This window comes from Luteibacter sp. P4_E6 (assembly GCF_056401535.1).
Map to the genome: position 1 here is coordinate 1 of NZ_JBFUJE010000019.1, position 25,330 is coordinate 25,330.

The following is a 25,330-nucleotide window of genomic DNA, read 5'->3' on the forward strand; positions in this document are numbered from 1 at the left end:
GGCCTGCGTCGCCGCGAGTGGTCTGAAGGATGTCAAGCCTGTCGGCGGCCCGATTCAGTACGACGACCGCGTACCGGTCACGGCGCTGGTCCTGGCCGGGCGTTATCCGCAGAAGCACATGAATAACCGGCCCGGGCGCGAGTTGTGTGTTTGGGACCGGAAGGCGGAGAAGGCTTATGTCAGCGAGGCGGATCAGCTGTTGAAATAGGAAATGTGGGAGCCGCTTCAGCGGCGAAAAGCCAACCGAGCGGGATAGCCGGAAGACTCATCCGAGGCTTGGCTGGCCCCCTGCTGCGGGATCGCCGATGAATCGGCTCCTACAACGGCCGGCATGACCTGTACCCTCGTCAGGCTGCGGCGGTTAGTAATTGCGCAGCACGTTGCCCGGCAAAAACTGCCACGTACGCGTGATGTACAGCTCGTCCACGCGAGTCTTGTCCGGCGGGAGGGCGGGGAAGGGGGCGGCGAGGCGCACGATGCGCTGGGCCGCCTCGTCGAGCAGTTTGTGCCCCGAGCTCTTGATCACGTCCATGCTCTTGATCGTGCCGTCCCGATTGAGGCCCACCGTGAGCACCAGCTCACCGTAGACGCCCTGGCGGCGCGCTTCGTCGGGATAATTCAGGTTGCCCACCCGCTCCACGCGACCGACCCAGCCTTTCATATAGGCCGCGTAGACGTACTCGCGCGTATTGGACGAAATGAATTTCTTCTTCGGGCGCTTCGCGTAGGCCTGCGATTGCTCGCGTACCTCAGCCGAGAGCTTGGCCATTTCCAGCTTTCGCTGCACGTCTTCGTCGGATATCGGGACCGGGCGTTCCTTCTGCTCGGCCTGCTCCTTCGTGGAGTCGACGGTGAAACCCGTCTCGCCCGACGTGGTGAGCAACTGGGCGGGCGTGCGTTCGGTTGGCGCTGGCGCCTGGGCGTCCTTGGGCTCCGCGGTCATGCCCTGGTTGGGGGTCGGCAGGGGACCGGAGACCGGCTCAGACGGCCGGGCCGCTTTGTCCTGGTCGCCGCCGCCGGCATTGCTCGCCTGGGCCAGGAAGTCGGCTTTGTCCGGCTGTTCCTGGTTGGCGACGTCCACGAGGGTGACATCGAGCGTAGGAACGCTCGGTTTGGGCTTCTCCGCGTCGAAGGTGATGCCAAGGATGACGACACCGTGCAGCAGCAGCGAAAACAGCAGGGTCGCGCCGAACAGGTCGGCGCCGGTGGTGCGGGTCGTCATCGGGCCTCGATTGCGTCGAACATCAGCCCCGCGATGTTAATGCCGAACTGGGCATCCAGTTCGCGGATGCATGTCGGAGATGTGACGTTGATCTCGGTCAGGTAGTCGCCAATGACGTCCAGTCCGACGAAACGGAGGCCGCGACGGACCAGCTCCGGCGCCACCTGCGCCGCGATCCAGCGGTCGCGGTCGGACAGGGGGATGCCCTCACCCCGGCCGCCGGCGGCGAGGTTGCCACGGAATTCGTCGCCCTGCGGAATGCGGGCGAGCGCATACGGCACCGGCTCGCCATCGATCAGCAGGATGCGCTTGTCACCGGCGGTGATCTCGGGGATGTACTTCTGTGCGATGGCGAAATGGCGGGCGCCGTCGAGCAGGGTCTCCAGCATGGAATTGAGGTTCGAGTCGCCATGCTTCACCCGGAAGATGCCGCGGCCGCCCATGCCATCCAGCGGTTTGAGTACCGCTTCGCCATGCTCGGCGACGAACCGGCGCAGCTCACCGGCGTCGCGGGAGACCAGGGTTGGTGCGATGCACTGGGGGAAATCCAGGGCGAACAGCTTCTCGTTGCAGTCGCGCAGGCTGCGCGGGTCGTTGACCACCTTGCAGCCGGCGCGCTGGGCGCGCTCCAGGACCATGGTGTCGTAGATGAACTGGGAATCGACCGGCGGGTCCTTGCGGGCCAGGACGATGTCGACCTCGGCCAGCGGGCGCCAGGTGGGCTCGCCCAGCGTGAACCAGCCTGTCGGGTCCTCCTTCACGGTGAGCGGCCGCAGGCGGGCCCAGGCCTCGCCGTCGCGCAGGGCAAGGTCACCCTGTTCCATGTAGAGCAAGGCGTGGCCGCGGCGAGAGGCCTCCAGCAACATGGCGAAGGTAGAGTCCTTGGCGATCTTGATGGCGCGGATCGGGTCCATCAGGACGGCGACGGAGAGCGACATGGGGGTGTCCCGGGAGAGCAGGAAGAATGCCAAGTCTAGTGGGGGAGGGATCGCAATTTCACAAGGATTTGTCCCTTTAAGAACAATTCATCTTGACGGCGACCCGGCCAACCATTAAACAGCGAACGGGAGGAACGCCGAAGAGCGGGCCACCGGAGCCCAGGTTCCGGACGACGACCCAGCGCACGGATAAGCCGGCATGAAACCAGCTATCCTGCGGTGGGATTTGCGGTTTTTTTGTGCGTGCTACGGGGGCGCAGTGAACGAAAACGGACGTGGTACCGATCTGACCGGCTTGCGGGTCATGGTCATCGACGATTCGAAAACCATCCGACGCACGGCCGAAACCCTGCTGAAGAAGGAAGGCTGCGACGTTCTGACCGCAGTCGATGGGTTCGAGGCGCTGGCAAAGATTTCCGACCAGAAACCGAACATCATCTTCGTCGACATCATGATGCCGCGCCTGGATGGCTACCAGACCTGCGCGCTGATCAAGAACAACGCCCAGTTCCGCGGGACGCCGGTGATCATGCTGTCCTCCAAGGACGGTCTGTTCGACAAGGCGCGTGGCCGCATCGTGGGCGCGGAGCAGTACCTTACCAAGCCTTTCACTCGCGACGAACTCCTCGGCGCGATCCATCGCTATGCGACGGCGAGCTGATTCAAATCCGCTTAACGACGTCCAGGGGGACGTGTGGCAAACATTCTGATCATTGACGACTCGCCCACCGACGTACGCGTGTTCACCACGCTACTGGAGAAGGCGGGTTTTTCCGTCTCCAGTGTCGACAACGCCGAGTCGGGCATCGACCGCATCCGTGCGAGCAAGCCCGACCTGGTCATCATGGACGTCATCATGCCCGGCATGAATGGCTTCCAGGCCACCCGAACGCTGAGCCGGGACCCGGCTACGGCGGACGTGCCCGTGGTGATGATCACGACCAAGTCCATGGAGACGGACCGCGTATGGGGGTTGCGCCAGGGCGCGAAGGCCTTCATCACCAAGCCGGTGAACGAGAAGGAACTGCTCTCGACCATCGCCAGCCTGCTGCCGAACAAGCATTGAGGGCGCCATGAGCGAGAACGCGGCACTTACGCCTTTCGAACTGCTCGCCCACTACGAGCGCGCCTGCCTGGCGCACTCGGCGGGCGCGCCCGAACGGGTCGAATCGCTGGGCCTGTGGCGTGGCATCGGCTTCCGTATCGGTCGCCGTGCCTTTGTCAGCGGTATCGAAGAGATCAACGAACTGCTCGCCGTGCCGCCGCTGACCAACGTGCCGGGCACCCAGCCCTGGCTGATGGGCGTGGCCAACGTGCGCGGCAACCTCGTGCCGGCAATCGATCTGGGCCGTTTCCTCTTCGACGAACGCACGCCTTCATCCGAGCGTACGCGCCTGCTGCTGGTTCGCCAGCACGGCGGTACGGTGGGCCTGCTGGTCGACGAAGTGTTCGGCCAGCGCACCATGGACGAGGCGCAGCGCGGTACCGGCAGCGAGGAACACGATCCGCGCCTGGCGCGGTTCGTCGCGGAAAACGTACAACTGGGCGAGCAATCGTTCGGGCTTTTCAGCATGAGCCGTCTGGCTCGTGCGCCGGATTTCCGGCAGGCGGCGCTGTAAAGCGTCTCCACGGGGGACGGGACGGCCGGGTGGCCGCCCCGCAACAGGATCGGCGAGGGCGGTAAACGCTCTTGCGATGGGAACGGAGGGGCGGCCAGTGCGGCCGCTTCGTCATGCCGACGACCTCATTCGGGGCGCCGGTGACTAGCTTTGCCAGGTTTGGTCGAGGTGAGTATGAGCACGACAACAGGGGGCGCAGGCCGGGAACGTGGTTACACGATGGTTATCGTGGCCCTGCTTCTGGCTATCGGTTTGGCGTCGGTCGACTTCTGGTGGCTGAACATCAAGAACGGTGAGGATCGCGAAGCCATCGCGCTGACGACCCAGGTGCAGGTGCTTTCGCAGCAGACCGCGAAGTACGCACTCGAGGCGTCCGACGGCAACCGCGACTCGTTCCGCGAACTGGCGGCCACGCGCAACACCATCGATTCGGCGGTGCAGCGACTGGTCAAGGGCGATGAAAAGACCGGCATGCCTTCCTATGCCGAGAACGACGCGACGCCGTCCGGCCGCTCGGTGGGCGCCCTGGCCAACGCCTGGCACCAGCTCGATGCGGATATCGGCAAGATCCTGTCGAACAAGGACCTGGTCCTGAGTTCCGGTGAACGCGCCGACCTGTTCTCCAAGCAGATGCCACTGCTGAACTCGCGCACGGACGAAGTGCTCAACATCGTCCAGCAGAAGAACGCTTCCTCGGAGCAGACCTTCACCATCGCCCGCTGGATGCTCATGGCCGATCGCATGATCCGTCGTGTGCAGGAAATTCTGCAGGGTGGTGATGGCGCGCAGTCTGCGGCCGACGGCCTGTCCCGTGACGCGCAGCTCTACGGTGCGGTGCTCAAGGGCCTGATCGATGGCAATGCCGACGGCGGCGTTCATGCGATGACCGACACGAACGCACGCAAGATCCTCGAAGGCATGCAGACCTCCTGGGGCGACCTGGTCGACCCGGTGGCCCAGCTGGTCGCGGCATCGCCCAACCTGCAGGACGTGAAGCGCGCCGGTAACCAGGCCTCGCTCGACTCGCAGACCGTGTTGCTCCGCGCGAACGAATCCGCGGACCAGATCGCCAAGAAGTTCCGTCTCTTCCCGAACGTGGGCTGGGGTCTGGTCGGCGCACTGGCCACGGTGGCCTTCGCGCTGCTGCTCGTCGTCACCCTCGTGCGTGACCAGCGCCAGCGCCTCGAGAGCACGTCTGAACTCAACCAGCGTAACCAGACCGCGATTATGCGGTTGCTGGACGAGATGGGTACGCTCGCCGAAGGCGATCTGACCATCAAGGCCACGGTGACCGAGGACATCACGGGCGCCATCGCGGACGCCATGAACTCCGCGGTCGACGAGATGCGCAACCTCGTGACCACGATTAACGAGACGGCGGTTCGCGTCTCGGCGGCGGCACAGGAAACGCAGGCGACCGCCATGCACCTGGCCGACGCGGCGGAACAACAGGCGCAGCAGATCACCTCGGCGACCTCGGCCATTAACCAGATCGCGACCTCGATGGATACCGTGTCGAAGGATTCCGCGGAGTCGGCCGACGTGGCGCAGCGCTCGGTGCAGATTGCATCGCGCGGCGCGGAAGTGGTGCGCGAGACGATTCAGGGCATGGACTCGATTCGTGACCAGATCCAGGAAACCTCGAAGCGAATCAAGCGACTGGGTGAATCGTCCCAGGAGATCGGCTCGATCGTGGAACTGATTAACGACATCGCCGAGCAGACCAACATTCTCGCACTCAACGCAGCCATTCAGGCGGCCTCGGCCGGTGAAGCGGGCCGCGGTTTCGCGGTCGTCGCGGACGAAGTGCAGCGCCTCGCTGAGCGCTCGGCGAGTGCGACCAAGCGAATCGAAACGCTGGTGCAGACCATTCAGTCCGATACCAACGAGGCGGTCAGTTCGATGGAACAGACCACCGCCGAGGTGGTGGCCGGTGCACGACTGGCCGAGGATGCGGGTACCGCACTGGGCGACATCGAGCGCGTCTCGAACGATCTGTCGGCGCTGATTCAGAACATCTCCGCGGCGGCACGCCAGCAGTCCGCTGCGGCGACCGACACCTCGGCAACGATGAACGTCATCCAGGAGATCACGTCGCAGACGTCGTTGGGCGCAAGCCAGACGGCGGAATCGATCGGCAACCTGGCCCAGCTCGCGAATGACCTGCGCCTGTCCGTCGCGAACTTCAAGCTGCCGGGCTGATGCAGTGAGACTTCAAGACCATACCGATTTCACCACGCTGCATTGGGTCAAGGCGGAGCTCGACGACGCCCTGTCCAAGGCACGCCAGGCCCTCGAGTCGTATGTCGAGGATTCTCGCGACGCCTACGTCATGCACACCTGCGCCGCCGACCTGCATCAGGTCCACGGCACGCTGCGTATGGTCGAGCTCTATGGCGCCGCGATGGTTGTCGGCGAAATGGAGCAGTTGGTTGCCGCGCTCATCGACGACCGCGTCGCTCATCGTGATGACGCCTATGCCGCGCTGATGCGCGGCATGATGCAGATGCCCGACTATCTCGAGCGTTTGCAGAGCGGCCATCGCGACGTGCCGATCGTCCTGCTGCCCTTGCTCAACGATCTCCGCGAGAGCCGTGGCGAGCAGTCGCTGCACGAGTCCGCGCTGTTCACGCCCAACCTCGACACCATGCTGCCGATCGGTGCACCCGGTGCGAGCGACCCGGCCGTGGCTGAGGCGCATCGCGCCGAGCTGGCCGAGTTGCGCGTGCGTTTCCAGCAGCAATTGCTTGCCTGGTTTCGCGGGCAGGGTAACGAACGCCAGTTGCTCGGCATGCGGGCTACCCTCGATGCGATCGCCGCGCGTTGCTACACGATCGCCGGCCGTCGCCTTTGGTGGATTGCCGCCGGCGTCCTCGAAGGTCTCGAGCGCGGCGTGTTGCGTGCCCACGAGAAGGACGTTCGCCAGCTGATCGGTCGTGTGGATCGTTCGATCCGCGAGCTGGTGGAAGGCGGTGAGGAAGTGCTGCTCACCGGCGAATCCGACGATCTCGCGCGCAAGCTTCTGTACTACGTCGCCCAGGCCAAGACCGGCAGCGACCGTATCGAAGAGCTGCGCCAGACCTATCGCCTGGATGGTCTGCTTCCGCGGGCCGCCGAGCTGGAACACGCCCGTGGCTCGATGTCCGGGCACAACCGCGCGCTGCTGGACACCGTGTCGGCCGCGATCAAGGAAGACTTGTTGCGGGTCAAGGAATCGCTCGATCTTTTCCTGCGTCGTCCCGATGGCGATCCCGCGCAGCTCGGCCCGCAGGCTGATGTGCTTGACCGCGTCGGTGACACGCTGGGCATGCTCGCCCTGGGCGTGCCGCGTCGCGTCGTCGGCGAACAGCGTCGGATCCTCGGCGAAATCGCCACGGGCCAGCGCTTGCCGGACGAAGAGTCGCTGCTCGACGTCGCCGGCGCACTGCTATACGTCGAAGCCTCGCTGGACGACCACATCGAACGTCTTGGTGCGGAAGGCGAGGGCGAAACACAGGTTTCCGACTCGGGCCCGTCGCCGCTGCCGCGTAGCGAGGCACGCCACATCCTTTCCACGCTGATGCGCGAAGCCACGGCCAACACCTCCAAGGTGAAGGACGCGATCGTCGCTTTCGTGGAATCCTCGTGGGACCACGCTCAGCTCGATGGCACGCCCGAACTCATGGGCGAGATCGGCGGCGCCATGAACATGCTGGGCGCTCCGCGTCCGGCCGAGCTGGCCGATGGCATCGGCCTGTTCATTCACCGCGAGTTGCTCGGTGACCGGCGCGTGCCCAACAGCGCGCAGATGGATCGCCTTGCCGATGCGCTGGCCGCGCTCGAGTATTACCTTGAGGCGGCACGTGAACATCGCGGCGGCCTCGAGCACATTCTCGACGTGACCCAGCAGAGCCTGGCCGAACTCGGCTACTGGCCGGTACCGGTGGTGGAAGCCCCGACGCCGCTGGGCGAAGCTGCCCTGGAGTCGATCGACACCACAGCCATCGAACACATTGCCGTGCCATCGACCAGCGTCGATGCGGGCGAGACGGTCTCCAGTTTCGCCGACACGTTCGACCTTCTCGACGAGCCGCCCACCCAGGCGGAGATCGAAGCGGTGCAGGCGCATGCCAGCGAAGCCGTGACGCACGACGTGGCAGCCGCCGCGACGGGCGAGGAAGACTGGGTCGAGATCGAAGAGGAAGTCGAGCAGGAAGTCGGTGGCAGCGGCAATGCCGAGTTCGCCGGGTTCCAGATCACGGTGGACGGCATCGACGACGAGATCCGCGAGATCTTCCTGGAGGAAACCGAGGAAGAGATCGGCAACCTCCTCGCCGCGCAGGAGGCCTGGCTCAGGGATCCGGAGCGGATCGAGGCACTGGTGCCGATCCGTCGTTCGTTCCACACACTGAAGGGTTCCGGTCGCCTGGTCGGCGCCCGCCTGCTGGGCGAATTCGCCTGGAAGGTCGAGAACATGCTCAATCGCGTGCTCGATCACACGATCACGCCGCACGACGGTGTGCAGGCGCTCATCCGTCATGCGGTCGACGCACTGCCTCAGCTCAAGTCCGCACTGGAAGGCGAGTCCACGCCGGGCGCACCGATCGCCGCCATCATGGAGACGGCCGATCGCCTGTCGATGGGCGACAGCGCCTTCGTCGAAGACATCGCCAAGAGCTCGGTCCACACGGTTCGCACCAAGGTCAAGCGTCGCGTGCCGCGCGACACGATCGCAGCCGTGCCGACGGCGGCTTTCGCCGGTTACGGCCACACGCCGTCGGAGCCCGTCGAAGCGACACCGATGGATCCGCCGTACGTGGCTCCGCCGCTGCCGCCGGTCGACGCGGTGCTGCTGGATATCCTGCGCACCGAGGTGGCCCAGTACCTGCACGTGATCCGCGCCAACCTCGCGTTGGCCGGTGACGGCGAGCTACCGGTGGACGATGGCCTGCTACGCGCCGTGCATACGCTGCACGGTGCCATCGGCATGGTCGACATCCCCGTGCTCATCCAGGTACTCGCGCCGCTCGAAGGCCTGATCAAGCGCGTCCGTGCCAGCGGTGTGCCGCTGCGTCCGGCGGGCGTCGATGCCCTCACCGACGCGGCCGACCTCGTCGACCATGTCATGGAGCAGTTCGACGCGCCGGATCCGCGCGTGCCCGACGTGTCCGTGCTCGCTGCGCAGATCGTCGCGTTGCGTGACGAACAGCCGGAAGCAACCGTCGCTCACATCCTGTACGAGCCGGATCCGCAGCCACTGGACGATGAAGCAACGACGTACGCGCCGGTCGCGCCGGTCGCGCACGACGACACACCGGTGACATTCGAGGATATCCAGGCTGTCGACGCGTTCGAAGTGGTCGAAGAGCCTGAGATCGTTGACGACATCCGCGTCCATGACGAGCTTCCTTCGTTCGAAGAAACGCCGGTCACGATCGATAGTCCCCTCGACGCCAACGACTCCTTTGACGACATCACGTTCGATGAGGCTGAGCTGGAGGCACTGCTGCGCGACACCTCGCCGTCTGCCGGGCATTTGCCGGTAGCCGAAGAGCCTGTCGCCGAGGACGTTCCGGTGGCTCAGGTCTCGCTCGAGGCTGAGCTCGAAGCCATGCTGGCCGGTGAGCTGGCCGCTCGTGAATCGGCCGCGGCCGAACACGCGCAGCAGCATGTCGTCAGCGACACTTCCAGCAACGAGACCGAAGAGGCGGAAACCCTCCCGGGCATCGAACTCGATCCGATCGAAACGTCCGACGCGACGGCCGACCTCACCGCCGAGCTGCTCGCTTCGTTCGAAGGCTTCCAGATCGACAAGCCCGAAGGCGACGTCAAGCCGATCCTCAAGTACGACGCGGAAGAAGATGCCGCGTGGCGTTCGCTTATCGGCGGTCTTGCCGATGACGCGGCGAGCCCGGAGGAAGGCGGCGTCGAAGAGGTCATCGACGAGACGGCGTCGGAGGAAGAAGGCTTCCTCGCCGACGAGGCGTTCGCGCTGGATGCGACGCCGGCGGAACCGCTTTCCGCCGAACACACCGAGCTCACCGAGCTGGCCGATATCGACGAGACCGTGGATGCCACGGCCGACGTTGTCGAACCCTCGGTCGAACCGTCGGATGAGCTATCGAGCGAGCCGGTGGTCATCGAAGACCAGTCGCACGAGCCCGTCGCCGCACCCGTTCACACGCCGGTCGACGAGCCTGTCGTGGCCATGGTGCCGGAGCTCTCGCCGTACGCGGATATCGATCCCGATCTCCTCGAAGTCTTCGTCGAAGAAGGACGCGAGATCCTCGACCACGCGGATGGCGCCCTCGCCGCATGGCGTATCGAGCCGCAGGTCGCGGAGCACGTGACCGCCCTGCAGCGAGACCTGCACACCCTCAAGGGCAGCGCGCGCATGGCCGGGCTGGCTGTGGTGGGCGATCTTGCCCATGCCATGGAGGCCCTGCTCGATGCGGTGGCCGGTGGCCAGCGCGACAGCGATCGTCCGTCCATCGAAGCGACCGAAGTCGGCTTCGATCGCCTGCACGGCATGATCCAGAGCATTGCACTGGGTCGAGCCATTGCGCTCAACGACGCCGATATCGAGCCATTCGCACGCCTCGCCGGTGCACCGATCGCACCGGATACGCTTACCGCCGAAAGCTACCGCGAAGAGCGCGAAGCCGCGATCATCACGCCCGAGCCTGCACCGATCCCCGGCTTCGAACCGCTGGCCGAGGTCGACGCGATTCCCGTCCTCGAGCGCGACCTGCCGGAGTTGCTGCCGGAGTTCGAGGAGGAAGAGCTTCAGCGTTCGTCGCAGGAACAGATTCGCGTCCGCGCGGACATGCTCGATACGCTGGTGAACCATGCCGGTGAGGTGTCGATCTACCGCTCGCGCCTGGAACAGCAGACGGCCAGCTTCCGTTCGACGCTCACCGAGCACGAACAGACGGTCAGCCGCCTGCGCAGCCAGCTGCGCATGCTCGAAATCGAAACCGAAGCGCAGATCATCGCGCGCTACCACCAGGAGCACCGCGAAACGGGTGCGACGAACTTCGACCCGCTCGAGCTCGATCGCTTCTCGCAGCTGCAGCAGTACTCGCGTGCACTGGCCGAGTCGGTGTCCGACCTTGTGTCACTGCAGACGATCCTCGACGAGCTGACCCGTCAGTCCGAAAACCTCCTGCTCCAGCAGCAGCGAGTGAACGCGGAGCTGCAGGAAGGTCTCATGCAGACGCGCATGTTGCCGTTCGACGCGATGGTGCCCAACCTTCGCCGCACGCTGCGCCAGGCCGCCGGCGATGTCGGTAAGCGGGCCCAGCTGGTGGTGGAAGGCGCCAACGGCGAAATGGATCGCAACATGCTCGACCGCATCAAGGCGCCGTTCGAGCACATGCTGCGCAACGCGGTCGCCCACGGCATCGAGTCGCCGGACACCCGCGAGGCCTCCGGCAAGAACCCGGAAGGCACCGTGCGTATCCAGGTGTCGCGCGAAGCGACCGAAGTGGTCGTTCGCCTGTCCGACGACGGTGCCGGCATGGACCGCGACGCGATCCGCGCCAAGGCGATCGAACGCGGCCTGCTGCGTCCGGAAGCCCGTGTCTCCGACGACCAGATCTTCCAGCTCACCCAGGTTCCGGGTTTCTCCACCGCGGAGAAGGTCACCCAGGTGGCGGGGCGTGGCGTCGGCATGGACGTGGTCGCGAACGAGATCAAGCAGCTCGGCGGTACCCTCGGCATTGAATCGCAGAAGGGTGTCGGCACGACCTTCGTGATGCGCCTGCCGTTCACCCTCGCGGTGACCCAGGCCCTGATCGTTCGTATCGGCGAAACCAACTTCGCGATCCCGATGACGTCCGTACATGGTGTGGCGCGCGTTGCTCCCAACGAGCTCGCGCACCGCATGGCCGACGAGAATCCGAGCTTCGATTACCTCGGCGACGACTACACCATCCATGACCTGCCGCAGCTGCTCGGCGTGCATGTCATCGCCTCGCCCGAAGAAGGTGATGTCCCGCTGCTGCTCGCCCGTTCGGGCGACCTGCGTGCCGCGATCCGTGTCGATGCCGTGCTCGGCTCGCGCGAAATCGTGGTCAAGCCGGTCGGTCCGCAGGTCAGTTCGGTGCCGGGTATCCTCGGCGCGACGATCATGGGCGACGGTTCGGTGCTGATGATTCTCGACCTCGCGCCGATGGTGCGCCACGGTGTGGCACGCCGCGCGTTCGAAGCCGAGGCGGCGGTGCCGCACGCACCGCGCGTGCAAGACGAAGTCCGCGTGAAGCCCCTGGTCATGGTGGTCGACGATTCGATCACGATGCGCAAGGTCACCGGCCGGGTGCTGGAACGTCACGAGTTCGAAGTGATGACGGCGAAGGACGGTGTAGACGCTCTCGAGAAGCTCAACGAACGCGTACCCGACCTGATGCTGCTCGACATCGAAATGCCGCGCATGGACGGCTATGAACTGGCGACGCAGATGAAGGCGGATGAACGCCTGGCGGGTGTGCCGATCATCATGATCACCTCGCGCACCGGCGATAAGCATCGCCAGCGCGCTTTCGACATCGGTGTCGACCGCTACATCGGCAAGCCGTACCAGGAGAACGACCTCATCGTGCAGATCAATGATGTGCTCGGAGTGACCCATGGTTGATCGCGAGCCGTCGGTCGCCCTGCTGTTCGACGATGCGGCGCTCGCCGCCCACCTGCGCGACGCCCTCGTCGCGCACGGTGCGCGGATCGTCTATGAGTCGGACCTGGGTGCGTTCGCCGCGGCCGAACTGGTCGGGTCGTCGGCCGATGTGGTCGTGGTCGATCTCGACGATCCCAGCGATGGCGACCTCGACCGTCTCTATGACACGGTCGAAGGGGGGCACCCGCGTCTCGTTTTCAACGACGCCGATGCCAGCCGCAACCTGGAAGGCTGGGACCGCGCCCGTTGGGCCCGGCACCTTGCCGCCAAGCTGGTGGGTGCGAGCCCGATGGATCCGCCGCGCCCCGACGACGCGCGCGCCATCGAGCCGCGCATCGATGCGATCGCCGGCGTGGCGGCTCCTGCCGAGGAGACATTTGACGAACCCCTGGCTGGCGATCTCGCCATCACCGGCAGCCACGGTTATGCCGAGTCGCCGATGGCAACGGCCGAAGATGTCGGCGTCGTTGCCCTTGCTGACGACGACACCCTCGTCGACAGTGCCGATGATCTGGCTGACTCCCTGGACTTCTCCGCGCCGCTGCCCGACGCCGTGGGCGAGGACGAGGACGAGGGCAGCGATCCGGTCAGGCTGGCCGCCGAACTGGAGGCGTTGCTCGCCGATAGCGACCCCGACTCGATCAACGGTTCCGACGGCCTGGAAGATGTTCCCTCGTCGCCGCTGGAACTGACCGAACTGGCGTCGCTCGATCTCTCCGGTTTCGAGGTGGTGGACGATGCACCGCCTCCGGCTCCCGTTGTGGAGCGCGAGTTCGATGTCAGCCAGTTGAGTCTGACGGCGGAAGACGAGGGCACGCCCGCCGTTTCCGCGGGTAGCGAACATTCCCTCCAGATCGAATCGCGCGCCACGGAATACGTGCCGCCGCCGGCTCCGGAGTGGGATTTGGTAGACCACGATACGATCGTGATCGACGCGCCCGTGCACGGCAATGCGGCCGACTTTGGTATCGAGACGGTGAGCGCTGCCGAGTATCTCGCGCAGGACATCGTCGATGACGGCTCGCATGGACTCGAGGCTGGACTGTCGCTTGAACTCGTCTCGCTCGAGGAAGCCATCGCGCCACGCACGGACGGCGACTTCTCCCATGAGATGTTCCTCGAGGGCAGTGCGCGTGCCGTTCGCCGCGTCGTCGCTCTCGGCGGTTCGCGCGAAAGCGAAGCCGCCGTGGCCGCCTTCGTCGCCGCGTTGCCTAAGCGTATGCCTGCCGTGGTCCTGGTCGCCGTGCATCACGACGCGGATGCGGACGGCTTCGCTCAACGCCTTGGCCGCGCACGCGTGGCGAAGGATGGATCGCATACGGAGCACGGCGAGATTCTCGTGGTTTCGCGTGGCACGCACGTACAGATCCGTCGCGACGGCAGCGTCACGGTGCGCGAAGACGGCAGCTCTACTTCCGCGTCCGGTCCGTCCATTGACGGCATCTTCAGCACACTCGCCGGTGGTTTCGGTACCGATGCGCTGGCGATCGTTTTTGCTGGCCGCGGAAACGACGCCGTGGCCGGGTCGCAGGCGGTGTACGACGCTGGCGGCCGTGTCTGGGTCGAGACCGTCGTCGCCGAGGCCGATGCGGGGCATATGGTTGCCGGGATTCGCGAGGAACGCGTGGCCGGCTTTGCCGGCGACGTTCATGCCCTGGCGCAGAAACTGATCGAGGAATTTCCATGAGCGAGCCGTTACCGCGCGAAATCCGCTGCGTCCTTATTCCCAGCGGCGGCGTACGCCTCCTGTTGCCGAACGCCTCCGTGGCCGAAGTGATCACGTTGGCGGGGGTCGAGGCAGTGGCCGACGCACCGGTGTGGCTGGTCGGTCGTATTACGTGGCGCGGTTGGCGCGTGCCACTGGTGCGCTTCGACCATGTCGCCGCGCTTGCGGAAGAGGGCAGCGCGCAGGCGCCGCGTGTGGCGGTCCTGAAGGGCGTGAGCAATCATCCCGACATGCCGTATCTCGCGGTCCTGACGCACGGCTTCCCCCGCCTGACCACGCTGAATGCGGAGCTCCTGCTGCCGACGCACGACGGCCACGAGCTGCCCTTTGGCGTCCGCGCCCGCGTCCTCGTCCGCGACGATACGGCCGTCATTCCGGATCTCGAAGCGCTGGAAGAAACGCTGGTAGGCATGTTCGCCGAGGCTTGATCGGGTTGCGTGTGGCGTTCGGGCACGCCGCGCGGGCCGTAGGAGCCGCTTCAGCGGCGAACCCTCAACACTGATTTCTCAAATGAGGCCTTGCGGTGATCCGGCGAGCGGTTAAACCGCCCTAGGATCACCGCAAGGCCTCATTCGTTCGCCAGCCCCGGTTCGCCGATGAATCGGACGGGAGCATCAAAACCCGAGATTGCCTCTTGACGTGTAAATGAGAATCGTTATCATCAAAGCCGAACCCAGACCCTCGGAGCTGAGCCATGTTGATGAGATCGCTTCCCCTGACCGATAACGGCGGCCGTGACAAGGTCGTTGCGCTGCGTGCCGCCCCGGTGGTTGCCCGTCGTATCGAAAGCACGCGTCTGCTCGACGGCTCGCGGGAGCTCGTCATCGAGCACCAGGGCAATGAGTACCATCTGCGCCTCACGCGCAACGACAAGCTCATCCTTACCAAGTAAGGGCCCGCTTCAGTAGGGCCTTCTCCAATGGGGCCTTCTCTCATTGGGACCTTCTCCCCGACGCCAAGCCACGCGGGCCCTCCCAGGCCGCCCAGCCAGGCATCCCATTCCGGCAGTCACCCGGGAGACGCGCCATGTTCGGCTGGTTAGCTTCGTTCGGTATGCACTCGCGAGCCCGTTCCACCCCGACCACGCGCTGGTTGGCGATCACGCCACGTACGCTGGTCGAAGGCCTTGGCCAGCTTGGCGGTGTGCTGTATCTCGCACCGAGGTCGGCGGCCTGCCCCCTCCAGGACAACGMGGCGTATGGCTGCCTCGTTGAGTCCGCGGACCTCGCGCCACTTCTGACCACGCGTTACGTCGGCCTCACCTGTGCGATAACGGCGGAAGGTCCGCGTGAGTGGATCGACTGCGTGGGCGGCGAGGGTGAGGCCCTCGCGCGCGTCTACCTCCTCCCGGACACGGACTACCTCGCCTGGGACGGCCTGTTCGTCGATGCGACGTCCGTCGATGCGCCGAACCGTGAACTGCCCGACCGCGAATGGCTACGTGCCTCGCGCGCTCGGGTCCTCTCCTTCACGCGTCGGCGCCTGGTCGGTTTTACCGTGCTGGGTGCGCGCGACGTGCTCATCTCCTCGCTCGGCCGTGGCGTGGCGCGAGACATCGCGGTCTCGGAGTCGGTGGGTATCACTGTCTAGCGGCGGGTCTGTCCGGGCGGTCTGTCCGACCGGCCCGGTGTCCGGACATTCTGTCCGCGGACACGACGCCGTCCCTGAAGATCTCCTGTAACTATATGTTTTAAATGAAAGTAGTGGCTTGGCACGCCGTTTGCTGTCTATCCCTCAAGAGAATCCAGGGAAGCCAGCATGATCCGCGATACCTCCGCCACGGACCGCCTCGTCGAAGTCGGTTCCAACCGTAACCGCAAGCTGATGTACATCGGTGCCGGCATTGCCGTGGTCGCTGCACTCGCTTTCGCGGCCCCCCATATCGCCACGATGTTTTCCGCCGACAGCTCGGTGAGTGCCTCGCGCCTGAGCTTCGCCACGGTAACGCGGGGTCCTTTCGTCCGCGACATCGCCGCCGAAGGCAAGGTCGTCGCCGCGGTCAGCCCGACGCTGTACGCCACCTCCGCCGGTGCGGTGGTGTTGACCGTGCACCCGGGCGACGTGGTGAAGAAGGACCAGGTACTCGCCACCATCACCAGTCCGGACCTCGCCGCCAAGCTGGCCCAGGAACGCTCTGCCGCTGACGCTGCAAAAGTGGAATTCCTTCGTGCGCAGATTGACGCGACGAAGAAACGCTCGGAACTGCAGAAGGCCTACGACAACGCGATCATCGACCAGACCGCAGGCCAGCGCGATCTCAAGCGTTACGAAGGCGCCTTTGCCAAGGGTGCGGTACCCGTCGCGGATGTCGACAGATCCAAGTCCGCGCTCGAGAAGGCCGACGTCACGGTGAAGCATGCCCAGTCCGATCTCACCACGGACAACGGCAGCCTGACCTTCGACATCCAGGCGAAGAAGCTCGCCTACGACCGCCAGGTGCTGCTCGTGCAGGACCTCGAACGCCAGGTGGAAGAACTCAACGTGAAGTCGCCGGTGGACGGCCAGGTGGGCCAGGCGTTCATTGCCGAACGCGCTACCGTCGCCAAAGACGCGCAGTTGCTCAGCGTGATCGATCTTTCCGCCCTCCAGGTGGAGATGAAAGTCCCCGAGAGTTTTGCGCGCGACCTCGCCATCGGCATGCCCGGTGAGATCAGCGGCAACGGCAAGGTATGGAACGGCAAGGTCAGTGCGATCTCGCCGGAAGTGGTCAATGGCGAAGTGGCTGCACGCCTTCGCTTCGACGGCGCCACGCCCAGCCAGCTGCGCCAGAGCCAGCGTCTTTCGGTACGTGTGCTACTCGACAAGCGCGACAACGTGCTCACCGTGCAGCGCGGCTCCTTCGTCGACGAAAGCGCCGGCCGCTACGCCTATGTCGTTGCTGACGGCATGGCCGATCGCCGGGACATCCGTGTCGGTGCGAGCAGCATCGACAAGGTCGAAATCCTGAGCGGCCTGAAAGAGGGCGACAAGATCGTCATCTCCGGTGCCGACACCTTCGGCGACGCCAAACACATCGCCATCAGCCGCTGAACCAACACCATTCCCTTACCAACGAAGGAACCGCCATGCTCAAGATGACCCATCTCGCCAAGGTCTACCGCACGGAAGTCGTCGAGACCTACGCCCTGCGCGACTTCAACATCGACGTGAAGGAAGGCGAGTTCGTCGCCGTCACCGGACCTTCCGGTTCGGGCAAGACCACGTTCCTCACGATTGCTGGCCTGCTCGAAACCTTCACCGGCGGTCAGTACCACCTTGACGGTGTCGAAGTCAGCCAGCTCGACGACAACGCCCGCTCGCGCATCCGCAACGAGAAAATCGGCTTCATCTTCCAGGCCTTCAACCTGATTCCCGACCTCAACGTGTTCGATAACGTCGAAGTGCCGTTGCGCTATCGCGGCATGAAAGCCGCCGAGCGCAAGCAGCGCATCATGGATGCGTTGGAGCGCGTAGGCCTGGCCTCGCGTGCCAAGCACTACCCGGCGGAACTCTCTGGCGGCCAGCAGCAGCGTGTCGCCATCGCCCGCGCACTTGCCGGTTCGCCGCGTCTGCTTCTCGCGGATGAGCCGACCGGTAACCTCGACACGCAGATGGCCCGCGGCGTCATGGAACTGCTCGAAGAGATTCATCGCGAAGGCGCCACCATCGTCATGGTGACCCATGACCCCGAACTCGCCGCACGTGCGCAGCGCAACGTGCACGTGATCGATGGCCAGGTAGTGGACCTTTCCGAAGAGCCGCGCTTCCACGCGCAGCCCAACGTCGCCCATTCCTGATCCGTCCGCCCAATATCCCGGGGACACCCATGTTCAGTTACTACCTCCAGCTCGGCCTGCGCAGCCTGCGCCGCAACCCGGTCCTCACCGGGTTGATGGTGATGGCCATCGGCTTCGGCGTCGCCGCGTCGATGACGACGTACTCGGTGTTTCGCGCCACGTCACGCGATCCTATACCGCAGAAGTCGAGCCAGCTGTACATGACCCAGCTGGACAACTGGGGCCCCGACAAGCTCGAGAAGGGCGAGCCGCCTGCGGCGTTGAGCTACAAGGACGCCACCGCTTTGCTCAACGCACACAAGGCAAAACGCCAGGCGATTACCTATCCGGTGGGCGTCTCGGTGATTCCCGAGGATCCCTCGAGGCTCCCCGTTCGCGAAGGCGCGTATGCGACGGGCTCGGACTTTTTCCCGATGTTCGACGTACCGTTCATCCAGGGCAATGGCTGGACCCGGGAAGACGACGACAAGCACGCCAGCGTTGCCGTGATCAGCAAGTCGCTCAACGACAAGCTTTTCAACGGTGGCCAGAGCGTGGGCAAGCAGGTGAACCTGGATGGTCGCCTCTTTCGCATCACCGGTGTCATTCAGGACTGGGCGCCGCAGCCGCTGTTTTTTGACGTGCCCAATACGGGTGGCTTCGACGAAGGTGCCTCGGTCTACGTGCCATTCAACCGCGCGATCGATCTCAAGATGCCCAACGACGGCAACAACAACTGCGTCGAGGAGCCCGGCGAGGGCTGGGACAATTACCTCCGCTCGGAGTGCATCTGGCTGTCGCTGTGGAGCGAACTGCCTGCCAAGGCCGACGCGGATGCGTACCGCCAGTACGTGACCGGCTATGCCGCCGCACAGCAGGCAGCGGGTCGATTCCGCTGGGCGCCGAACGTCAAGGTGCGCGACGTCATGACATGGCTTGACGTGCAACGGGTGATCCCGCCCGAATCCGAAGTCTCGCTGATCGTCTCGCTGGGCTTCCTCGTCATTTGCCTGGTCAATACCGTCGGCCTGCTGCTGGCGAAGTTCATGCGCCGTGCGCCGGAAATCGGAGTTCGTCGTGCACTGGGCGCTTCACGGCGGGATATTTACGCACAGTTCCTGATCGAGGCCGGCACGATAGGCGTCGCAGGTGGYGTGCTCGGCCTGCTGCTCACGGGCCTGGGCATTCTTGGGGTAGGGCTCGTGTTCCCGGAGCCGATTGCGCGCCTGGCCACCATCGACCCGGTACTCATCCTGCTCACCCTTGTGGTGTCCATCGTCGCCTCGTTGATCGCCGCCTTCTATCCCACGTGGCGCGCCGCGCAGGTCCAGCCGGCCTGGCAGCTGAAATCCAACTGAGTACATGATCATGCAGATCCAGCCCATTCTTTCCGCGTTGCGCCGGCACAAGGCAGGCACGATCCTCATCGCGCTGCAGATCGCGCTCACCCTGGCCATTGTCTGCAATGCGCTTTTTATCGTCCATGAGCGCATCGATCGCATCAACCGCACGACCGGCATGGACGAGACCAACGTGGTCGCCATCCAGAACCGTTACGTGGGGTCGCCCGAGAACTTCGTGCCCCTCATGAAATCCGATGTCCAGACGCTTCGGTCGCTACCCGGTGTCGAGGATGCCTACGTGACCAACGCGTTCCCCCTGCGCCAGGGTGGCTGGTCGACAGGTGCGCAGACGGATCCGGATTCGAAGAAGGAAGGTGTGCATACAGCGCTGTATTTCGGCGACGAGCACACGTTGAAGACACTGGGCGTGCGGCTGATCGCCGGCCGTAATTTCAGTCCGAGCGAAGTGGTGACGGTGCAGCCGCAGCAGTCGCCCGGTGCCCCCCAGGTCATCATTACCAAGGTGCTCGCGGACAAGATCTTTCCCGATGGCAACGCGCTCGGCAAGGTGATCTACCTTGCCAAGGGCAAGCCGTCGACGATCATCGGCATTGTGGAGAAGCTGACCGTCCCCTGGATCGAATGGGACACGATGGACAACGTCACCATCATGCCGGTTTTGTTCAACAGCGGTTACCAGCACTTCCTGATCCGTACGAAGCCGGGCCAGCAGGACGCCGTATTCAAGGACGCGCCCAAGGCCTTGTATGCGGCCAATCGCATGCGGGTGCTCCCTGAGAAGTACGGGGTGCGCACATTCGAGATGGTGCGTGCACGTGCCTATCAGGCCGATCGCGGCATGGCGATCCTGATGAGTGTCGTTTGCGGCGTACTCCTGGCGATCACGGCGGCGGGCATCGTCGGTTTGTCGAGCTTCTGGGTCGGTCAGCGTCGCAAGCAGATCGGCGTGCGACGTGCACTCGGCGCGCGTCGCAGCGACATCCTCAGCTACTTCATGACCGAGAACTTCCTGATCGCGCTGGTTGGCGTCATCGTGGGTGTGATTCTCGCGGTCGGCCTGAGCCAGTGGATGTTTACGCACTTCGAGATGAAACGTCTCTCGCTCACGTATGTCGGCATCGGTGTGGTGGCCTTGCTCGCCCTCGGTCAGGCCGCGGTGTTCGCCCCGGCACTGCGTGCATCGCGGGTGTCGCCTGTCGAGGCGACGCGCAGCGTCTGACGATTCATCACGGAGAACGGAATGTTCGGTTACTACATGGAACTCGCGCTCCGCAGCCTCAAGCGGAGCCGGGCACTGACAGCGCTGATGATCCTCGCGATCGCGCTGGGGATCGGCGCGTGCATGACCACGCTCACCGTCTTGCACGTGCTATCCGGTGATCCACTTCCGGGGCGTAGTGCAACGGTTTTTTACCCGCAGCTCGATCCTCGCGACATGACCGACTACGAGCCGGGCACCGATTTGCCGGATCAGATCACCTGGGTCGATGGCATGAACCTCCTGCGCTCCCATCGCGCCGATCGCCAGGCGTTGATGGTGGGCGGGCAGCTGGCGACGCAGACCACCGACGAGCACACGGATCCTTTCTTCACCCAGGCGCGCTATACGACGGCCGACTTCTTTCCGATGTTCGATACGCCGTTCCGTTATGGCCAGGGTTGGAGCTCGGCCGAGGACGATGCGCGTTCGCGCGTGGCGGTCATCAGCAGCGAACTCAACGACAGGCTGTTCAACGGGCAGGACAGCACGGGGCGCACGGTGCGCGCCGATGGTAATGACCTGCGGGTGATCGGCGTGCTCAAGCACTGGCGCCCCGTGCCGCATTTCTTCGACCTGAACATGGGTAACTACAGCGGGTCGGAAGATATCTACGTGCCGCTCGGCACGGCGCGGGATCTTCATCTGGCACGCATGGGTGGTATCTCTTGCTGGGGCAAGGGGTCAGGTGAAGAGAGCAAGATGGAGACGGCCCAGTGCACCTGGCTGCAGTTCTGGGTGCAACTGGACAGCCCGGCCAAGGCGAGCGCGTATCTGGATTTCCTTACGCACTACGCACAGGAACAAAAGGCGGCTGGTCGCTTCGAGCGTCCGGCGAACGTAAGGATGCTCGACCTGATGGGCTGGATGAACGACCAGAAAGTGGTTCCTGGCGATGTGCGCCTGCAGGCCTGGCTGGCGTTGGGGTTCTTCGCTGTCTGTTTAATCAACACCATCGGGCTGATGCTGGCCAAGTTCATGCGACGGTCCGGCGAGCTGAGCGTGCGTCGCGCGTTGGGTGCCTCGCGTGGCAGCGTATTCATGCAGCTGCTGATGGAAGCCGGGATGGTCGGTGTCGTCGGCGGTCTGGCCGGGCTTTTCCTGGCCTGGTTCGGGGTGTGGCTCGTGCGGCTTCAGCCCGCCATGTACGCGCAGCTCGCTCACCTGGACGTGCCTATGCTTTGCCTGACCATCGCGTTGGCCATCGGGGCGACCCTGCTGGCTGGTGTCCTGCCCGCATGGCGTGCCTGCCACGTCGCTCCCGCGCTGCAACTGAAGAGCCAATGACATGTTGACGGACATCTTCCCGATTCTCTCCGCGCTTCGTCGACACAGGCTGACGGCATCGTTAGTGGTGCTGGAGATCGCACTGACCTGCGCGATCGTCTGCAACGCCATTTTTCTGATCAGCGACCGCCTCGGGCAACTGAGTTTGCCGAGCGGCATCGATGAGCAGAACGTTGTTCACATCGCCGTTTCCGACATTGGCAAGTTTGGCGACACCCATGCCCGCACGGAAACCGACCTGGCTGCGCTACGCGAGATTCCCGGTGTCGTGTCGGCCACGATCCTCAACTCGGTGCCTTTCGGGCCCTTGAGCTGGAACTCCGGCATTCGTCTGACGGCCACCCAGAAGGTTTCCACGGTCGACTCGGGGAATCTCTATGGCGAACAGGCGGGTGAAACCCTCGGTACACGCCTGGTCGCCGGACGCTACTTCAATCCGGACGAATACGTATGGCTCGATGATGTCATCGCCCACCGGAGCAAGCAGCCCGGCGTCGTCGTGATCACCGAGGCGCTGGCGCATCGCGTGTTTGGCGATGGGGCGGCGTTGGGCAAGTCGATTTACATCGGCGACGCGACGGAATTGCGCGTGGTGGGCGTGGTGGAGCACTTGGCCAGAGCGGGCATGCATGACCGCAACGGGATCGACTTCTCGACCCTCATACCCTTGCGCGAAACCACGGCGACCAATGGCTCCTTCGTTATCCGTACGCAACCCGGTCAGTCCGGCCAGGTACTCACGCGCGCGGTGGAGAAGCTCAAGCAGATCGAGCCGCGTCGGGTCGTTGTCGAACAGGATACCTACGGCGAGATTCGCGCCAAGCACTTCGCCGGCGATCGCGCGATGGCCGGGATGCTCGTGGGCGTCTGCGTCATCCTGCTGATCGTCACTGCCCTGGGTATCGTTGGCCTGGCCAGCTTCTGGGTGGGTCAGCGACGTCGACAGATCGGCGTGCGGCGTGCCCTGGGCGCGCGCCGGGTGGACGTGCTGCGTTACTTCCAGACCGAGAACTTCCTGCTCGCCAGCATGGGCATCGTGCTCGGCATGGTGCTGGCCTATGGCATCAACCTGGTCCTGATGCGCGAGTACGAGCTGCCGAGGCTACCGTTCGTCTACCTGCCCGTCGGTGCGGCCGTGCTGTGGGCGCTGGGGCAGGTGGCGGTGCTCGCACCGGCACTGCGCGCCGCATCCGTTTCCCCGGTTGTGGCTACGCGTGGCTAGAATGGACCCCACGAAAAAAAGTGCCGGGGGCGTTACAACCCTTTCGGTGGGGGAAGCATCCATGGCTGCATGCAAAGGGTACAGATGCGCTGCGTACTGATCATTGACGACAACCCCGCCGTGGGCGAGGCGCTGTCGCTCGCGCTTTCCCTGCGGGATATCCGCCCGCTCGTGGCGATGACGCCCGAGGATGGTCTCGCCACGCTTGCGACCGAGCGCGTGGACGTGGTCATCCAGGATATGAACTTCACCGCGGACACCACCTCCGGGGAGGAGGGTGTGGCGCTCTTCAAGGCGATCCGCGGCCGCCACACCGACCTGCCGGTGATCCTGCTGACCGCATGGACGCACCTGGACACCGCGGTTGAACTGGTGAAGGCGGGTGCAGCCGACTACCTTGCCAAGCCCTGGGACGACACCAAGCTGCTGGCCACGGTGGAGAACCTGCTCGAGCTTTCCGAATCCACGCGTGAAGTGACCCGCGCCCGGGTCGAGCGTCGCAAGCGGCGTGAAATCCTGGAAGGTCGCTACGACCTGGATGGCCTGGTGTTCGCTTCCGAGGCGATGAGCCGCACCATCGAGCTGGCCTGCCAGGTGGCGCGTTCCGATGTTCCGGTCCTGATTACCGGGCCCAACGGCTCGGGCAAGGAGCGCATTGCCGCCATCGTCCATGCGAACTCCGCTGTCCGTCGCGGCCCGTTTGTCGCGGTCAACTGCGGTGCGCTGCCGGGCGAACTGATCGAGGCCGAGCTCTTCGGCGCCGAAGCCGGCGCCTATACGGGCGCCAACAAGGCGCGAGAAGGCCGCTTCGAGATGGCCGACGGCGGCACGCTGTTCCTCGACGAGATCGGCAACCTGCCGCTCCCTGGCCAGATGAAGCTGCTGCGCGTGCTGGAAACCGGTCAGTTCGAACGGCTGGGTTCGGGTCGCACGCGACAGGCGAAGGTGCGCGTGCTGAGCGCGACGAATGCGGATCTCAAGGCGATGATCGCGGCCGGCACATTCCGAGAAGACCTTTACTACCGCCTCAACGTGATCGACGTGAACCTGCCGGCGCTGGCCGATCGCACGGACGATATCCTGCCGCTGGCCGAGTTCTTCCTCGCCGGTCAGGCCGAGCTCAGCGAAGACGCACGCGAAGCGCTTCTGGCCCATCCCTGGCCGGGCAATGTGCGCGAACTCAAGAATGCGATCGCCCGTGCGGCGCTGCTCGCCAGCGAAGGTCGTATCGAGCCGGGTCACCTGAACCTGCCGCCGGCTGCGCCGAGCGTGAGCCGCAACCTGGACGAGCCGAGTCGCGAGTCGGTCGAGGCTGCACTGGCCTCGGCCGGTGGCGTGGTCAGCCGCGCCGCGACCAACCTTGGCCTCTCGCGACAGGCGCTGTACCGGCGCATGGAGCGCTACGGACTGGCGGTGTGATCTGCTAGCGTCCCTGCCATGAAGACGCTCTCGCTCGAAGGACGGATGACCCTGGTCGTCGCCGGCTCGGCGATCGTCGGTGCCATGGTGTTCGCTGGCGTATCCATCTGGCCGTTTCCGCAGCTGGTGGCCTGGATGCGCGAAGCGCCCGCTAAGCCTGGCAAATTACCCGATGTCGTTCCTGTCGAGTTTTTCGATGGTGGCACGGCCTTGCTGATCTGCCTGCTGGTGCTGGTTCCGCTTTCCGTGTGGGTTGCGCATGCGCTGGTGGAGCCCATACGCCGTCTGATCCGTGCGCTGGAAAGCGCGGTGGCCAGCTACCGTGACGGCGATTTCAGCATGTCGATCGGCACCACGCGACGCGACGAGCTTGGCGACCTGATCCGCATRCACAACGCACTGGGTCAGACCCTGCGCGACCAGCGGCAGCACCTGGCCCAGCGCGAACTGCTGCTGGACACCGTGGTGCAGAACACGCCGGTGGCGCTCGTCCTCACCGATTCGGCGGACAACATCACTTACGCGAACATCGCGGCGCGGCACCTTTTCAACGAGGGACGCTCGCTGGCCGGGCTCGATTTCACCAAGGTTCTCGCGAGCATGCCTGAGAGCCTGCGCGAAGCCGCCGCGAGCGGCGAGGACGCCTTGTTCTCCGTCGAAATGGAAGGCAGCGAGGAGACGTTCCATCTGTCGCAGCGCGGTTTCCGCCTGCAGGRCCGCCCCCATCGTCTGCAGCTGTATCGCCGCATGACACGCGAGCTGTCCCGTCAGGAAGTGCATACGTGGAAGCGTGTGATCAGGGTCATCAGCCATGAGCTGAACAACTCGCTCGCACCCATTTCATCGCTTTCGCACTCGGGCGCCGAG

Annotated in this window: 20 protein-coding genes; 18 read left to right on the top strand and 2 right to left on the bottom strand. The window is 64.7% G+C overall.

The genetic code is table 11. The features are described 5' to 3' along the window. A partial coding sequence (locus tag AC1DT2_RS02790) for a hypothetical protein (protein ID WP_477294107.1) occupies nucleotides 1-208 on the top strand: 208 nt, incomplete at its 5' end. A 153-nt stretch (nucleotides 209-361) separates the two neighbouring features. Here AC1DT2_RS02790 and AC1DT2_RS02795 read toward each other — a convergent pair. Together AC1DT2_RS02795 and gshB are read right to left on the bottom strand one after the other, a co-directional pair. Continuing rightward, complete coding sequence (locus AC1DT2_RS02795; RefSeq protein WP_213948752.1) at nucleotides 362-1,222, bottom strand: energy transducer TonB; 861 nt, start codon at nucleotides 1,220-1,222, stop codon at nucleotides 362-364. After that, complete coding sequence (gene gshB, locus AC1DT2_RS02800) at nucleotides 1,219-2,160, bottom strand: glutathione synthase (protein WP_477294109.1); 942 nt, start codon at nucleotides 2,158-2,160, stop codon at nucleotides 1,219-1,221. The genes AC1DT2_RS02795 and gshB overlap by 4 nt, the downstream gene beginning before the upstream one ends. Before the next feature lie 304 nt (nucleotides 2,161-2,464). Here gshB and pilG point away from each other — a divergent pair, with 304 nt between their 5' ends. The 17 genes from pilG to AC1DT2_RS02885 all read left to right on the top strand — a co-directional run. Continuing rightward, nucleotides 2,465-2,821 carry a twitching motility response regulator PilG gene (gene pilG / locus AC1DT2_RS02805; protein WP_051944199.1) on the top strand — a complete coding sequence of 119 codons (357 nt, stop codon included), beginning with the start codon at nucleotides 2,465-2,467 and terminating at the stop codon, nucleotides 2,819-2,821. Between the two features lie 33 nt (nucleotides 2,822-2,854). After that, the gene (locus AC1DT2_RS02810; RefSeq protein ID WP_046968466.1) at nucleotides 2,855-3,226 is read left to right on the top strand and encodes a response regulator; all 372 of its coding nucleotides are present in this window, start codon (nucleotides 2,855-2,857) and stop codon (nucleotides 3,224-3,226) included. Nucleotides 3,227-3,233: 7 nt separating this feature from the next. After that, nucleotides 3,234-3,779, top strand: a complete 546-nt coding sequence (locus tag AC1DT2_RS02815; protein ID WP_063571159.1) for a chemotaxis protein CheW — start codon at nucleotides 3,234-3,236, stop codon at nucleotides 3,777-3,779. A 174-nt stretch (nucleotides 3,780-3,953) separates the two neighbouring features. Beyond that, nucleotides 3,954-5,981 carry a methyl-accepting chemotaxis protein gene (locus tag AC1DT2_RS02820; RefSeq protein WP_477294112.1) on the top strand — a complete coding sequence of 676 codons (2,028 nt, stop codon included), beginning with the start codon at nucleotides 3,954-3,956 and terminating at the stop codon, nucleotides 5,979-5,981. 4 nt (nucleotides 5,982-5,985) lie between these two features. After that, entirely contained in the window at nucleotides 5,986-12,393 is a 6,408-nt protein-coding gene (locus tag AC1DT2_RS02825; RefSeq protein ID WP_477294114.1) for an Hpt domain-containing protein, read from the top strand. Beyond that, nucleotides 12,386-14,119 (top strand): chemotaxis protein CheB, encoded by a 1,734-nt coding sequence (locus AC1DT2_RS02830; RefSeq protein WP_477294116.1) that lies wholly within the window; start codon nucleotides 12,386-12,388, stop codon nucleotides 14,117-14,119. Before AC1DT2_RS02825 ends, AC1DT2_RS02830 begins: the two co-directional genes overlap by 8 nt. After that, complete coding sequence (locus AC1DT2_RS02835; RefSeq protein ID WP_063571324.1) at nucleotides 14,116-14,586, top strand: chemotaxis protein CheW; 471 nt, start codon at nucleotides 14,116-14,118, stop codon at nucleotides 14,584-14,586. Before AC1DT2_RS02830 ends, AC1DT2_RS02835 begins: the two co-directional genes overlap by 4 nt. Nucleotides 14,587-14,858: 272 nt before the next feature. After that, nucleotides 14,859-15,050: a hemin uptake protein HemP gene (gene hemP / locus AC1DT2_RS02840; protein WP_477294131.1), complete on the top strand. Its 192-nt coding sequence runs from the start codon at nucleotides 14,859-14,861 to the stop codon at nucleotides 15,048-15,050. A gap of 134 nt (nucleotides 15,051-15,184) precedes the next feature. Next, nucleotides 15,185-15,748, top strand: a complete 564-nt coding sequence (locus AC1DT2_RS02845) for a hypothetical protein (protein WP_477294118.1) — start codon at nucleotides 15,185-15,187, stop codon at nucleotides 15,746-15,748. Between the two features lie 168 nt (nucleotides 15,749-15,916). Beyond that, nucleotides 15,917-17,188: an efflux RND transporter periplasmic adaptor subunit gene (locus tag AC1DT2_RS02850; RefSeq protein ID WP_063571322.1), complete on the top strand. Its 1,272-nt coding sequence runs from the start codon at nucleotides 15,917-15,919 to the stop codon at nucleotides 17,186-17,188. Between the two features lie 35 nt (nucleotides 17,189-17,223). Continuing rightward, nucleotides 17,224-17,934, top strand: a complete 711-nt coding sequence (locus tag AC1DT2_RS02855; protein WP_063571321.1) for an ABC transporter ATP-binding protein — start codon at nucleotides 17,224-17,226, stop codon at nucleotides 17,932-17,934. Between the two features lie 29 nt (nucleotides 17,935-17,963). Then, nucleotides 17,964-19,271, top strand: a complete 1,308-nt coding sequence (locus AC1DT2_RS02860; RefSeq protein ID WP_477294121.1) for an ABC transporter permease — start codon at nucleotides 17,964-17,966, stop codon at nucleotides 19,269-19,271. Nucleotides 19,272-19,281: 10 nt separating this feature from the next. Next, nucleotides 19,282-20,496, top strand: a complete 1,215-nt coding sequence (locus AC1DT2_RS02865; protein WP_345777494.1) for an ABC transporter permease — start codon at nucleotides 19,282-19,284, stop codon at nucleotides 20,494-20,496. Nucleotides 20,497-20,517: 21 nt separating this feature from the next. After that, nucleotides 20,518-21,822, top strand: a complete 1,305-nt coding sequence (locus AC1DT2_RS02870) for an ABC transporter permease (RefSeq protein WP_477294123.1) — start codon at nucleotides 20,518-20,520, stop codon at nucleotides 21,820-21,822. Nucleotide 21,823: 1 nt separating this feature from the next. After that, the gene (locus tag AC1DT2_RS02875) at nucleotides 21,824-23,044 is read left to right on the top strand and encodes an ABC transporter permease (RefSeq protein WP_477294125.1); all 1,221 of its coding nucleotides are present in this window, start codon (nucleotides 21,824-21,826) and stop codon (nucleotides 23,042-23,044) included. 84 nt (nucleotides 23,045-23,128) lie between these two features. After that, complete coding sequence (locus AC1DT2_RS02880; RefSeq protein ID WP_213948763.1) at nucleotides 23,129-24,463, top strand: sigma-54-dependent transcriptional regulator; 1,335 nt, start codon at nucleotides 23,129-23,131, stop codon at nucleotides 24,461-24,463. Between the two features lie 18 nt (nucleotides 24,464-24,481). Next, a partial coding sequence (locus tag AC1DT2_RS02885) for a sensor histidine kinase (protein WP_477294128.1) occupies nucleotides 24,482-25,330 on the top strand: 849 nt, incomplete at its 3' end.